9 protein-coding genes and 1 pseudogene are annotated in these 14,260 nt (G+C 51.3%); 6 read left to right on the plus strand and 4 right to left on the minus strand.

The features are described 5' to 3' along the window. The first annotated feature begins 708 nt into the window (after positions 1–708). From RY831_RS33485 to RY831_RS31825, 3 genes are all read left to right on the plus strand, one after another. Entirely contained in the window at positions 709–819 is a 111-nt protein-coding gene (locus tag RY831_RS33485; protein ID WP_437126347.1) for a TetR/AcrR family transcriptional regulator, read from the plus strand. A gap of 647 nt (positions 820–1,466) precedes the next feature. Next, complete coding sequence (locus tag RY831_RS31820; protein ID WP_326510309.1) at positions 1,467–3,371, plus strand: bifunctional diguanylate cyclase/phosphodiesterase; 1,905 nt, start codon at positions 1,467–1,469, stop codon at positions 3,369–3,371. Continuing rightward, positions 3,368–4,702: an HD-GYP domain-containing protein gene (locus RY831_RS31825; RefSeq protein ID WP_326510310.1), complete on the plus strand. Its 1,335-nt coding sequence runs from the start codon at positions 3,368–3,370 to the stop codon at positions 4,700–4,702. The genes RY831_RS31820 and RY831_RS31825 overlap by 4 nt, the downstream gene beginning before the upstream one ends. A 389-nt stretch (positions 4,703–5,091) precedes the next feature. On the opposite strand, the pseudogene RY831_RS33490 reads toward RY831_RS31825, so the two are convergent. Beyond that, positions 5,092–6,526, minus strand: a pseudogene (locus RY831_RS33490) (ISNCY family transposase). A gap of 255 nt (positions 6,527–6,781) precedes the next feature. Here RY831_RS33490 and RY831_RS31840 point away from each other — a divergent pair. From RY831_RS31840 to RY831_RS31850, 3 genes are all read left to right on the plus strand, one after another. Continuing rightward, the gene (locus tag RY831_RS31840) at positions 6,782–7,057 is read left to right on the plus strand and encodes a hypothetical protein (protein WP_326510312.1); all 276 of its coding nucleotides are present in this window, start codon (positions 6,782–6,784) and stop codon (positions 7,055–7,057) included. Positions 7,058–7,083: 26 nt separating this feature from the next. Further along, a complete protein-coding gene (locus RY831_RS31845; protein ID WP_326510313.1) occupies positions 7,084–7,620 on the plus strand; it encodes an HAD domain-containing protein in 537 nt (178 codons plus the stop codon). Between the two features lie 565 nt (positions 7,621–8,185). Further along, positions 8,186–10,642 carry a sensor domain-containing protein gene (locus RY831_RS31850; protein WP_326510314.1) on the plus strand — a complete coding sequence of 819 codons (2,457 nt, stop codon included), beginning with the start codon at positions 8,186–8,188 and terminating at the stop codon, positions 10,640–10,642. A gap of 522 nt (positions 10,643–11,164) precedes the next feature. Here RY831_RS31850 and RY831_RS31855 read toward each other — a convergent pair. The 3 genes from RY831_RS31855 to RY831_RS31865 form a co-directional block, all read right to left on the minus strand. Further along, positions 11,165–11,593 carry a hypothetical protein gene (locus tag RY831_RS31855; RefSeq protein WP_326510315.1) on the minus strand — a complete coding sequence of 143 codons (429 nt, stop codon included), beginning with the start codon at positions 11,591–11,593 and terminating at the stop codon, positions 11,165–11,167. 250 nt (positions 11,594–11,843) lie between these two features. Next, complete coding sequence (locus RY831_RS31860; protein WP_326510316.1) at positions 11,844–12,230, minus strand: hypothetical protein; 387 nt, start codon at positions 12,228–12,230, stop codon at positions 11,844–11,846. 207 nt (positions 12,231–12,437) lie between these two features. Then, positions 12,438–13,943 (minus strand): hypothetical protein, encoded by a 1,506-nt coding sequence (locus tag RY831_RS31865; protein WP_326510317.1) that lies wholly within the window; start codon positions 13,941–13,943, stop codon positions 12,438–12,440. Positions 13,944–14,260: the final 317 nt, after the last annotated feature.

Here is a 14,260-nt window from a genome sequence, read left to right on the forward strand (position 1 = left end):
GGCTTTTCTTCATTGCTCCCTTTCATTTGGGAGCTATCTTCTCAAATTTGCCGTGGTCCGAAAATCCCAAGACAGGTCAGTAGAGTACGAATTCTTTGCGTTCAAGTGCTCGTCGTAATGCGCCTTCCAGCTTCAGATTATCTAGCGCACGGGCGTTCATTTCGCTTGAATAGAAACATTAGGTACCCCGTCCAGCGCTTTTTGTCCGGTATATCGCGGTATCCGCATTCTTTAGCAATGTCTTGCCGTCCAAACCATCATCTGGACGTTGCCCTGTGAGGTCAGCCGGATATTGACTTTTCTGCTGCCGCACTGATTGGGGCCATTGCGCTCCGATTGCCTTTCCTAATGACGCTTTGATAATCGGTTTCTAGTGCGCCAAACAATTTGAAGCATTGTTGTTGATGACGAGACAAGGTTCCATACCTCAATATAAAACAATGTCTTGGGGGAAAAAATTGACTTAGGTCAAGAATGCAACGCTAAGTAACCTAAATGTGTAATCAGTCGTGTTTCGCTGCACTGGCATACAACTGAAGAAAATGTCCATATCACTAGGGATAACTGCCCACGCCGAAGATCTTTGTTTTTGACTTCTTGAATATATGTTGAGGGTCATCTATTATTGTGGCAAAGGAGAAATCAAGTGCCTAAGTCAAATAGGGTGACGACAGAATTCAATCGGCTGAAAATCGTCGATAAAGCGTCATACTTTTCCGGAAAAGGGGGATTGAGAATGTGACCGTGGCAGACGTAATGAACGGCGTTTCAATGACTCATGGCGGCTTCTATAAGCATTTTTCGTCTAAAGCGGATTAGTTGCGGTTGCATGCGCTGGCGCGTATGGGCATGTCGAAAAAGCACGCAAGACGTGGAAGGATGGGGAGGGGCGTCGTACGCTGACACCGTTTATCGATCACTATCTTTCGGTACGCCACCGCGATAATCCCGGCCACGGTTGTCCAATTGCGGCATTAGCAAGTGATGTAGTCCGAGCGCCCGAGAATTCCCAACTACATGCGGAGTATGTTATCGGGTTGAAGACTGTCGCAGCAGAACTTAGTACATGTATAGAGCGGTCTCAAAGCGGAAAAGAACAGCCGTCGCTTGGCATTTTAGCAACGTTAGTGGGTGCCTTGGTGATTGCTAGAGCAGCCAAAGGGAATCCAATCTCGGATCAGGTACTAGCGGATGCAGTCAGCATGCTGAAAGGCTCTTCATCAGGCTAGTGCAAACTCCATCTAAGCATGAATCTAATGCCAAGGTCGCTTAAAGACGAGCTTTCTGCTTAATCTGTACGAGATATCCGGGTATCCATATAATGTAATACTTGATAATGATTATTCGTAGCCGCTGACATTTCCACACTTGGGGATACCGTCCCAAAACGTGACGAATCCAATCCAATGAAGTTGTTCCGGCTTATTTACGCTTCGTATAGGCGTCAATAGCTTTTTGCAACTTCAATGAAAAAGAAAAATATATTCGTCTACCGACGTTGGTTTGTCGGCATCCGCAAACATTTCGGACTAAGCAAACAGGTTTTACTGTTCACGCTTATTGCCATAATTGGACTATGGACAGCGATTGGCATTGGCCTGTCCCAGTTACATAGACTTGCTGATACCGAAAGCAAAATTGAACTCGAGAATCTTACGCTCGCATTCTCCGAAGAAGTCAATTCTTCAGTTAATACCATAGATCTCTCATTGATCGGCTTACGATCTCATTGGATACGCGATCGTAATGGGTTTCGACAGATTATCAGTCGCTTACAGGCACATCTGCAGGACGATGTATCCTTTCAAGTCAGTATCGTCGATGCCAATGGCAAACTTGTGTTCTCAAGTGCCGATCCCAATGCAAAAGCAATTGATTTGAGTGATCGAGCGCACTTCAAAATACATACACAGCGTGAGGTCGACAGACTGTTTATAAGCGCACCAGTACTTGGGCGGGTAAGCAACCTATGGACGATTCAGTTCACGCGCCCAATCTTTGACGTGCCTGGCCACTTTGATGGAGTCATCGTCATATCCGTCGCACCATCGTACTTTTCCAGGTTTTATCATCAAATTAAACTAGGTGAAAGTGCTGACGTCACTCTGGTGCGTACCGACGGCACCATTCTCGCGAGATCGCCTCGCGAGGAGGACGGTATCGGCATGGGAACAAAGATAGCGAATTTCCAATTAGAGCACACCGGTCCGCACCTGACCGGTTCTTATCTTCGAGCCTCCGAGGTCGATGGCATTAAGAGATTATATTCTTGGCGGTCGCTCCCGAAGTTTGAGCTGACTGTTCTTGTCGGCCAAGCCGAAGTGGTAGCGTTTGACCGCTATCGTGAGCAGTACGGACTGTACATTTTTTCCGGGATCGGCATGACCGGATTTATCATCGGCATTGGGTACTTCATTCTCGCAAGTGCGCGTCAAAAGGCAAGTGCAATGGCGGCATTGGCCGAAAGTGAGGCACGTTGGAACTTGGCACTGGCCGGAGCCGAGGACGGGGTATGGGACTGGAATATCCGTGCCGGCACATTGCAGCTTTCTCGTCGCAGCAGGGAAATTCTTGGTGTTGTCGAAGAAGTGCTTCCTGCCACCCCCGAAGCGCTGCAAAAACTCGTTCATCCCGACGACCTCTTGCATGTAGAGCAAGCCTTGATAATGCATCTTCGCGCTAAAACACCAAACTACAAAGTGGAGCACCGTGTACTTGCGTCTGAAAAGAAGGAGCGTTGGGTACTCGCCAAGGGGATGGTCGTTCGCAGAAACGAAAATGGCGAACCTGTCCGCATGATTGGCACGTACAGTGATGTGACCTCCAGAAAGCAGGAAGACAACGCAAATAAATATCGTGCCGAGCATGACACACTCACCGGCCTGCCCAATCGACATCTTTTTGCGGATCGCTTACGCCAGTGTTTGCTCCGCGCGAAAAGAGAGAACACTTGTTTCTCAGTGATTTATTTTGATTTAGACAAGTTCAAGGCCGTCAATGATCAGATGGGACATGAGGCGGGAGATCTATTGCTCAAAGAAGTGGGCCGTCGGGTAACGGAATGCCTGCGCGATTCTGATACGGTAGCAAGGATAGGAGGAGACGAGTTCGTTGTGCTTCTCTCTACCATCAACACGGAGGAGCATGCCGTTGTAGTTGCACAAACCATTCTGGAAGCACTTCTGAAGCCATTCAGTATTCAAAGCTCTCAGGTATCAATAGGCGCCAGTCTTGGAGTGGCCACCTTTCCAAGCCATGGGAATACGGAAGAGGTGCTAATGCGCTGTGCGGATGAGGCCATGTATCGGGCAAAGGCTGACGGACGAAGTCGAGTAAGTGTTCATGTCAATCAACGATCTGGAGCGGCATGATGGCTGCTGCCCATGATGAATCCGGTACATTTTCGCATCTTCACGGACTCGACAAAGCGCCACGCGAGTTAAGCGCAGTTGATCAAAATCCTCATTTCATAACTGCAGTGGCGCGGGTAGGTGAGAAAAATGAAGTCATTGCCCAGCAAGACATCTATGCCGAAAACGGCATAAAGCTACTGGCGAAAGGGGCGAGAATCAATGAAGGTACGCATCTGCGCCTGATCGCTCACCGGTTAGAGCTCCCTCTGGACATGGTGCTTTCTGTCGCTAATTCGGTTGATGAAGTTTCTATGGTACGCGATATCGAACGCATCATTTCTACGGATGCGACATTGCGAAATATCACGATGCGGTCCGGTGATCCGCAAGGGTACAGATCCATCCTGGGCACTTTGAACATATCCGCGCCGATACTCTTTCGTCTAACAGTCATGCGGGATGACCGGAACGATCTCTATCTGCATTCGTTGAGAACATCCGTTATTGCCCATAGTATGGGTGTACGAATTGGGCTGAGCTATGAAGCACTTCAGAACCTGTTCCTAGCCTCGATCTGTCATGATTTCGGTGAGATGCATACGGATCCGGCAATCCTATCCAAAGGAAGAGCGATCCAGGGCAGTGAACGCCACTTTATTCATGTCCACCCGATTACGGGTTATGTCATTCTCTCGAAGATAGAGAATATGGCACCCGAAGTATTGCAAGGTGTTTTGCAGCACCACGAACGCCTTGACGGAAGCGGATATCCGTCGGCGTTGAATGAAGAAAAGATTTGCATGGAAGCACGGATTATCGCAGTAGCGGAAACAGTGGAAACGATTGCCCGGCGCTCCAGAAAACGCCAGATTCGAATCGCAATACGCTTAAATACTGGTCGACTGGACTCGCGGTATCTGTCAGTTGCAGATGAACTGCTGCAGACCAGGGAAGAAATTGATCCGGCGCTAGATCCGGAAATTGAGGTGGCCGGCAAATTGACGCGGTTAACCACTGTATTAAGTGAATGGCCCACACTTCAAGAGAAGATCAGAATTCATCAGAAATCTACAGCGCTAGAATTTATCGGTAAGCGCATACAAAGTATTCAAAAGCTGGCATTGCAAGCTGGAATTTCTACAGATTTGCTTAAGTGTCTGGATCTTGCCGGAGACGATGCGGCAGTGCTTCCCGAGTTAAACGTAGCGCTGATAGAAATAGATCGTTCCATTGACGAGTTGGTGTTCGAAGTCGAGCGACGGATCACTCATTTATCCGACTGCGCTCCTATAGTCGAGCAAATTAAGAAAATCTTTCAAGTACCAGTCTCTTCATCGCCGTCGATATAAAGTCCGATGAAAATGTTATCTGCTTTAGTCGGCACCTCTGCCTGCAAGAGTTCTGGCTACCCAAACCTTGGTGGCATAAAGGCTGTATTCTGCACTTAGATTTGTGCTGCTCGTTACCCGTTTCGTGCGTTCCGACTAAGGGGCATTTTTAGTACGAATCTGTTTTGGCAGGTTACGTGACACCTTTTTAACTATTACACTCCTTTCAGATGTCCCAGGTTATTGCTCGGCGTTGTCTGTTGACGTAGCCGCGCCGCGGAAGAAGAAGTAAGAGCAGGGCAGCCATTTTCCATCACTGTAGCCTCCAAGACCGGAATTTGCGTCTGGCGATTTCTTCAGTGAACGGTTTTTGGCAATGGCTTGCTCAAATCCCCTTGATATATTTTTCGCTAGCTCTTGGTCCCGGGAGCTGCCTTTGCTTTGCGTGGCGGTGCGCCCGGATTTGTCCGCGCCGGTGCAGGGTGACTGCGACGGTTATCCCTTTGCTGCTGAACCAGGTGCGCAATCTGCAGCACATGGCCCAAACGTTTATTCTCCACAATGGCACCTTGATCGACTTCCGGTAGCCGGTCATAACGGACATACGGCAGCACATTGCCGTCTGCGCGGATCTCAAGCCGCCCATCAGGATAGTCATAGACCTCGATGTAGTGCCCAATCAGTCCGCGCGTGTACGCAGTGTCGGCTAGCAGGTAGATCGCCTTGTCATATTGAAGTGTTAATACATGTGACACTTTGCGTGGTTCGCGTATGGTAAAGATCAGGTCTAGATGCTCATCCTCGCGTACTCGGCGATGAGCATCGAAATCATTGCGTGGTGGCTTGGCAAAGCGCCGGTTGTAGTCGGCGATGAAGTAGGGTGCATATGCATTGGCAGCCGCCATCGAGGAGCTTCCCTGTAGTCGTAATTCCTTGACCAGGCGATCTTGCAGTGTCAGGTTGGCACGTTCAACACGTCCCTTAGCCTGACTGCTATTGGCACACAGGATTTCGATATTGAGCTCGTACAGGACACGGCCAAACTGCGTGATGCCAGCGCCCTTGTTGACTTGCTTGCAATTGACGCGAAATACGGAGGCCGTATCGCTGTAAAACGCTTGTGGCTTGCCATGCCGTTCCAGATAAGCCCGTGTCGCTTCGAAATAGCTGAAGGTTGACTCGCTATAGGTAAAATGGAGATACATCAGCCGGCTGGTGGCGTCGTCGATATAGACTAGCAGCGTGCAAGCCGGTGCCCGGTCCTCGAACCAGGCATGGTCGCTACCGTCAATCTGTATCAATTCGCCAACACAATGCCGGCGGTTNCGCATCGTCGATATAGACTAGCAGCGTGCAAGCCGGTGCCCGGTCCTCGAACCAGGCATGGTCGCTACCGTCAATCTGTATCAATTCGCCAACACAATGCCGGCGGTTGCGCGGCTGATAAATCGCTGACGATCTTAATTTACGCGGTATCCATAGACCCGCTTCCGACATTAACTAGCGCACGGTCTCCTTGGCGAGCACGATGCCATGACATTCGCGCAGCTTCTCACAAGCCAGCGTCGGCCCGAAATCTGGATAGCGGTCCCGGATAATCGCTAACGCCATGCTAGCGAGGCCCGGCGCCAATTGGCGGTGCCCGCGTTGGCCGCGCTGATGCGATATAACGGCAGTATTGCCTTCAGTTCGGTAACGCTTAACCAGCCGGTTGACTTGGCGCTTAGACAATTCCAGTCGTTGAGCGGCGGTCGATGTCCGAAGCTTGCCGTCGGCGACTGCTTCAATGGTATTGAGTCGATCCAACTCGCGCATGCTCATGGTCAACAATGCTGTACGGGCCATGATGTGCCTCCAGAAACAGGTAAGCACTCAGCATGGACTGCTTAGCATTCTCCAGTTTGCCTAAACCGAGACATTCTGATTTGGCGAGATCGAGACATTCTAATCTAGCCACTACATATTGAAACGGCATAATACTTCTTATGTCAAATCTGGATCGTATATTCTTATTATTTATTACTTGTTTGACCTCTAAGCAGGCAAGCGAATGATTTTTGACTCCTGCCGGCAAATAGGCGTGTGCAGGAAGGATTTGCCATGGACGGGTTGCATGTGAGCAAGGCGGAGTACCGGCGGTTGTCAGAGACCTTGCATCAGAGGCATGATGTGCGAGTGTACAAACGCACGCTGGCGGTGCTGGAGATGCAATCTGCGCGAATAAGCAGCTCCACCTCCATCGACGATCGGGTCGCAGCGTTCATCGACCATCTCATTGGGCTATCGAACCAGGAAACACTGCAAACATCAGGCGTGCGGTCGCGCAAATTCTGGCTAAGACGTACAATGGAAAAGAACATTTGTTCACTTGGTTAGATGGCTATCCTCTCCATTCAATGAGATTGAGCGATACTCTTCCCTTTGTCGCCAACTTTACAATGAAGCTCTGCTATCTGGATTATGATGCTGTCCTGCACGACGGCAATGTACTGCGCAATCGCAACAAGGGCATGACCATCAAAACGCCCGGTCGCACGTTCTTTGAATGGATGCCGACGCTCGAAGCTTTGCTGGCGCCCTATCCCGACTTGCAAATTGTCTTGTCAACCACTTGGGTCCGTGAATTAGGCTTTAAGGAGGCAAAGCTCGAGCTTTCGGCATCACTGCAGGATCGAGTGATTGGCTCGACCTTCCTGCATCCTAAAATCGTCAAGGCCGAGTTCGACACTATGCCGCGCGGTATGCAAATCCTGGGGGACGTCGAACGGCGCAAGCCGACGCACTGGTTTGCACTTGACGACGACGCATACGGCTGGCCTGCCCGATACAAGGACAATCTGATTCAGACTACTGCATTATTGGGCTTGAGCGATCCGGAGGTGCAAGAAAAGGTCCGGCAGAAACTAGCGGAGATGTACCGTTCCGGAAACGCGCAATGAACGATATTGCCAGCTTTGATTCATCTGTTTAAGCCAACGAAAATTCTTCTTGATCTGTAACGCCACGATAATGTTTTGATGTGTTCCGGTCGGCAGACCACAAAGTGAATTAATCAGTGCCGCTTCGGTTTTCGGCGATAACAACCGCCCTACTGAAACCGCAGTGACTTGGCACCGAGGCCAGAGTATGGTGGTGCCTGCCAAACCTCCCATTTTTCCCGGCCCGCGTACCTCACGCGGCGCTGTTCTTGCCGTCGTGCTTACCAATACGGACCAGACTGGTGTCGAGCGTTACGCGGACGAGTGAGACTTGCCGTCAGCGTGAGAGCTTTGAAGCGCAAATTCTAGCGCCTCAGGACCAGGTGAATCACTTGGCATGGATTGCGCACATCCAGTGTGCCTTTCATTACGCCACGCTAGCCGGAACTGGCGGCCCCAATAACTCCAAGCCAATGTGATGAATCAAGATTATTGCATAGCAGAAATAATTGTGATCTGATGTTGTTTAGCGACCGGCGATTCCTCTTAACACATCTGTCCCAGCCTCTACGCAATTGTTCACAACATGTCAAATCAACCAAAACCGGGATCAACTTTCCCCACCGGACTACGTCTGTTAGCCGACATCGCCGATTGCATTGTCTGGGAAACAAGCCCAACCGGGCGCTGCATCCACCTAGATCCACAAAGTGCAAGTTACGTCATACCGAGCCGCCTGCATCTGGTTTGCTGGAGCCGATTCATCCATCCAGAGGACCGTTCCCTAGTGCGGCGGACGATGCAAACGGCATGGCAAAACACAGTGCCTTTTTCGATGGAGCACCGAGTGGTTCGCTCTGACGGGAGTATCAGGTGGATGCTTTGCACAGCCAGTCCTAAACAAAACTGCGATGGGTCATTAGCGGGTTTTATTGGCACGCTTGTCGACGTGACGCTTCAGCACGACTCAAGAGCGCGCTTACTGCAAAGTCAAGCCGAGCACCGCCTGCTTACTGAGAACGCTGGTGACATGATTTCATACATGGATGCGGAGGGATGCTTCATTTACGTGTCGCCCTCACACACCGAGTATTTCGGCTATGCGCCCCATGAAATGATCGGCCTGCCGGTGAGCAGTTTTCTGCATCCGCAGGATCTTCTAGATGCGAGAGCGTCTGCGCCAGCGCAGGCTGGCGGCCTTATCAATATCCGAGCCCAACGCAAGGACGGCACGTGGTTTTGGATCAGTGCCAATACCAGGTCGGTTATCGACCCGGTTTCTGGAAAGAAGAAAGGCAGCGTTGCTGTGGCGCGCGACATCACAGACCAGATAGCCGCGCAAAAAGAGCAGCGGCGGCGCGAGGAACGCTTTCGCAGTTTGACCAAGCTTTCTTCGGACTGGTATTGGGAAATCAATGCGGACGGCCGTTATTCGTTTATTTCTGAAGGAATTTTCCACCGCCTTGGGCTTCCACAAAACCATATTATCGGCCGTGACATGACCGAGACTGCTCACGACCTGAGCCAGCCCGGTGTCGTCGCATTCTTAGACAAGTTTGCAACCAGAGAAGCTTTCAAGGATCTCATCGTGTCAGTATGCGTACCGACTTTTCCGGGCGTAGTACGCCACACAAGAATGTGCGGCGAACCCTTTTACGAAGATGGGGTGTTTCAAGGTTTTAGGGGAGCTACGCTGGATATCACACGCGAGTTGAGAATCGCAGGCGAACTGCAGCGCTTGGCAAAGTCGGATGTTCTGACCGGCTTGGCCAATCGTACCGCGTTCAATGAACGCTTGGCGGCTAGGATCACCGACCGCAGGGGCGAAACGATTCAAGCCGTGTTCTTTATCGACCTTGATCGTTTCAAGGAAGTCAACGACTCACTTGGTCACAAATTTGGCGATGCCCTTCTTCAGGAAGTTGCGCGCCGGCTAAGAGCTTGCTTGCGGCCGGACGACGTTTTGGCCCGCATGGGTGGAGACGAGTTCGTACTGCTAGCAGAGTGCCGAAAAGGTGCAGTGTCAGCCACTCGTATTGCCGACAAGCTGCTTTCCGTCATTTCGGCACCAGTTTTAGTTGAACAGAAGGAACTCCAAGTAGGCGCGTCAATTGGCATCAGCATGTATCCGCCTGACGGGACCACCCCGGAACTGCTCATGTCCAATGCCGATAGCGCGCTTTACCGGGCCAAAGCACAGGGGCGTAGCCAGTTTTGCTTTTTCACAGGTGAAATGAGGGAAAAAGCCAATCGGCGCTTGATCCTTCAGCAGGATATGCGATATGCCGCCGACAAAGGAGAGCTGTGCCTGCACTACCAGCCGCGAGTGGATCTCAGCACGATGGAAGTCGTGGGTGTGGAAGCCCTGTTGCGCTGGCAACATGCAGAACTTGGCGCGATTTCACCACTTGAATTCATTCCGCTCGCCGAGGAAACCGGGTTAATCAATGACCTGTGTAGCTGGGTACTTACCCAAGCCACTGACCAGGCACAGCAATGGCGCATAGCCTGCGGACGGGAACTCGTGATGTCGGTCAACCTTTCGAGGCGTCAGCTGCAGGACAGGCGCATTATCAAAGTCGTGCAGGACGCACTGTCTGCCAGCCTGTTGCCTGGCAGGCTACTTGAACTAGAGGTCACAGAATCGGCGTTGATGAAAGACGCAGAGTTGGCAAGCCAGGTGATGTCCGATTTGAAATCGACAGGCACGCGCTTGGCGATCGATGATTTCGGGACCGGCTATTCGGCTTTGTCTTCCCTGCGCGAATTTCCGCTCGATTGCTTAAAGCTCGACCGATCGTTTCTGCAGGAAGGTAGTGGCAAGCGCGTTGATCCCCGTGTTTTCTTACAGTCGGTCATCGACCTTGCGCATGCCTTGCAACTGCGGGTGGTCGCCGAAGGGGTTGAAACTGCTGAGCATCTGGCACTGCTGCACGAGACTCGCTGTGACGAGATCCAAGGGTATGTTATCAGTAAGCCCATACCGGCAGCCGATTTTTATGAACGGTTTCTGAAGCCGCATAGTGCCCAAAGTGCTGCCTGAAAATTACCGCTCTTATGCTAAAAGCGCCGCGGGTAAAATCTAACGCTTCAACTTGCGGCAAAGCGCGAAATCATCGCCGCATTGGTCAAGGGGCGTCACTTCGAGCAGAGGATCATCTTACGGCGGTCTACACGTCCATCTCATTTGCCTCCATTGCCACGACGATTATTTATCGTTGAGTACGAAGTAAAACAACAATCAAGTTTGGCTTTCTCCACCGGCAGCGCAATGGTGAAGACTTTTCCCTGAATTTTCACCATACGTTTATGGTTGCGTATTCCGGGCCTGATCCGCATCCTGCCCGCCAGCGTCTCCAGCCGTAACGGTGAAGATCTTCACCGTTACGACGACGTCCCCATTTGGACGGATTCATAAGTGGATTTGGCAGAAAGGAATAGTCCGCAGTACAGTAAAGAAGCGGCCATTGACGATCTCCAGTTGACTGCCGGCAATTGACCCAAAGGCACCATCGGCTCATCTTGGAAGCGGACAGTCAATATGGAGAGAGATGTAGTAAATAATTCACCGGGCTACCGACGGTGGCGAAGGATCGAACAAGTCACTCGTGTCATCGTTCCAACTTTCCAAACTCGGCGCATAGACGGCCTTCACGTCCTTGTGCAAAAGCAGTTCGCTTAGGACTCTACTATCCTCTATCTCAGCCACCAAGAATGCCGTTCTATAGAAAATTGAGGTAAGCCTTGCTCTTGCGTCATTTGTTTTGGGAAATAGCGCGTATGCGATGCGGTCGCACCCTGCACGATAAGCCTGATATTGCGCCGAATCGAAAAATACCTTCTCAGTAAATGGGGTGATTCGGAAGTGGTATTGCGCTTTTACGTCTGTGACAACTTCCCGGTAACTTTTTTTGGTATTGATCGCGATAATGACGGACTGCCTCTCATTGCGAGCTGCTTTTTCGAAAATTTCCGGATCGCTGACCTTTTCCAACTCGAATGACGACAGGCTCAAGTCATGCGAGTGGGAGACCCCAGCGGAGCCTATGAAAAGGGAGCAGATCAATATGGAGCGTAGGAATTGTATTTGCACTGGATTGCGGTCAAGACGACAATAATGAATTAATACCGTAGGTCTATGCCGTATTGGTGGCATCCCTTGCTGTAACGCCCCAGCTCATCCGATCTCGTGCCGTAGCGAAGCGGAAGCGCGGGATTAGGGTGCAGCGCCTTGTTGGGCGGCTTTAGCCAAGACGAAGAAAACCAGCAAGCTCAGGTGTGAATGACACATTAGCTTCACTGACTGATCCCAGAATACCGTCGCGCTCGGCTTGGCTGGGGCTGCCATACACTTCCATGCTGCGAACCACACAATATTTCATCACCTCAGCAATGTTCTGATCAGACACTTGCCAATGGCGAAGAATCGCGTCGGAGTCTTGGTACAACTGAAAGCTGTAGCAGAGACCCTTCTCATCGTCGATATAGGTTTGAACCATCAGCTGTGGAGCGTGCTTATTGGCAAACTCGACTGCGTCTACGATGGCCTTCTTAGATTTAGCCGCATGCTGCTGGTCGAAGGCCATGGTGTTGCGAAGCAGAATCGGCCCGTTTTTTCTATTAGCAGTCATTCAAACCTCAACTTTCAAGTTGCGTTTGTGGATAACGTGATTATTGCCACCCAACTAGGTTTATACGGCAGGGCGTGCATGTTAAAACGGGATGGCGCCTGATAGACCATTTTGCCTGATCGTCCGCAATGCATATGCCGTTTTGCCTGCACCAGCATACTGCACATCCATTTTCAAACAACTATTGTGCAGACAAGTTTCAAACAACTATTGTGCAGACAAGTTCAGCTTCAATACTCCACCTCCACGCGTTACGTACAGGGTATTAGAGCCATCAAATGCAATGCTTTGTAGTCTTTCTGGCAGCGAATTTGAAAATGCCGATCCTACGACAATGACGGTCGAAACAATTCCGTTGGGCGTGATCTTGCGAATGGCACTATTGCCACTGTCACTCACATACAGGTTGCCTGCCGAATCGATCGAGATGCCAGTCGGGGACGTAAAGCGTGCGGAAGATCCTATGCCGTCCACATGCCCGTCGTCAGCGTACTTTCCCGCCAGCGTGACGACCTGTCCCGACACACTAATTCTGCGAATCGTATGACTAAATAAATCGGCAACATACAAATTGCCGGCAGCATCGGCCGTGATTGCACTTGGATTATTGAATTTTGCGGCAGCGCCGATGCCATCCGAATCTACACCATGTCTGTCAGCAGAGCCGGCAATCGTGGACACAACTCCTGCAGGCGTGATTTTCCGTATTGTTCTCGCAAAAGGATCGCTCACATACAGGTTTCCCATGCTGTCTCTCGTGATTCCGGTAGGCGACAGGAATTGTGCACTGGCGCCGATGCCATCATTCTCGCCCCGACTGCCGACCGTGCCGGCGATCGTGGTGACCTCCCCGGATGGTGCGATCTTCCGAATGACCGCATTCCCCGAGTCGGCGACATAAACGTTGCCGAGCGGGTCGGCTGTTATCCCGGCAGGGGCGTTAAATCGCGCAGCTACGCCGATGCCATCAGCATATCCGTTGATCCCTGCTGACCCCGCCAGGGTAATGACACGTCCTTCGGGTGTTAATTTTCGAATAGTGTGAGACTCGGCATCAGTGACGTAGAGATTTCCGGCACCATCAAATGCCGACCCTTTCAATTGGGGGCCAAAGGTCGCTTCCAGAGCCGTCCCATCGTTTGCTCCACGTTTGACAGTAGAACCGGCTACTGTTGTCACCACGCCCTGCGGGGATGCCCTTCGGATGATGTGGTTTCGTTGGTCAGCGATGTACAAACGACCTTCGCTGTCAGTGGCAAGCCCCGTTGGAGTGTGGAACTGCGCCGCCGCGCCGATGCCATCGGCACTGCCTGGGCTAAGAAAGCTCGGTAAGCCATGGCTGTCATAAAACACTGGACCAGGTGAACCAGCGAAAATGCCTATTTCTTTAGTGGTCGCCGAGTAGATGAAGATTGTGTGGAAAGAGTTGTTCGAGAAATAAACATTACCAGCCGGGTCAAGGACAACACTGCCATATCCCCCTTCAGCCTGTACGATGCCCAGCGTTGTCACTTCCCCAGAAGGTGAAATTCGCAGGAGTTTCGGCGTACGGACGGTTGGGAGAGGTAGGGGCGGATTTGGTCCAGTTGGCAAAACAAGAGTGGTCATGTCGCTGCCTACCACGCCGACTACGTAGACGTCGCCTGCCGGACTAACGGCAATGCCCTGGCTGAGAACGGCAAACGTACTGTCATTGGTTGTAATCGTTGTCACGCCCCCGTCTGGTGTAATTTTCCGCACCGAGCCGGTTCTTTGCGCAGCGAGATATTGCCTGTCTACAACATATAAATTGCCGGCATGATCACTTGTCAATGCTACGGGGTCACGAAAGCGTGCAGAACCACCCTGCCCATCAGTAACACCATTAATTCCGACGGTCCCCGCGAGTGTCGTGACGTCTCCGCGTGAGTTGATTTTGCGTATGACGTAATTATCGGTATCAGCAATAAAGGTAAGCGCCTAGCCATCCCACATTGACGGGATCCCGAATCTACGAGCAGAAGTTTAGGCGGGCGTCCAGCGATGCGGCA

It is taken from the genome of Noviherbaspirillum album (assembly GCF_035916955.1).
Classification (GTDB): domain Bacteria; phylum Pseudomonadota; class Gammaproteobacteria; order Burkholderiales; family Burkholderiaceae_D; genus Noviherbaspirillum; species Noviherbaspirillum album.

Coding starts and splice junctions, on each gene's coding strand:
- RY831_RS31825 (WP_326510310.1), top strand. CDS start 3,368: ATGATGGCTGCTGCCCATGATGAATCCGGTACATTTTCGCATCTTCAC.
- RY831_RS31860 (WP_326510316.1), bottom strand. CDS start 12,230: ATGACTGCTAATAGAAAAAACGGGCCGATTCTGCTTCGCAACACCATG.
- RY831_RS31850 (WP_326510314.1), top strand. CDS start 8,186: ATGTCAAATCAACCAAAACCGGGATCAACTTTCCCCACCGGACTACGT.
- RY831_RS31840 (WP_326510312.1), top strand. CDS start 6,782: ATGGACGGGTTGCATGTGAGCAAGGCGGAGTACCGGCGGTTGTCAGAG.
- RY831_RS31820 (WP_326510309.1), top strand. CDS start 1,467: ATGAAAAAGAAAAATATATTCGTCTACCGACGTTGGTTTGTCGGCATC.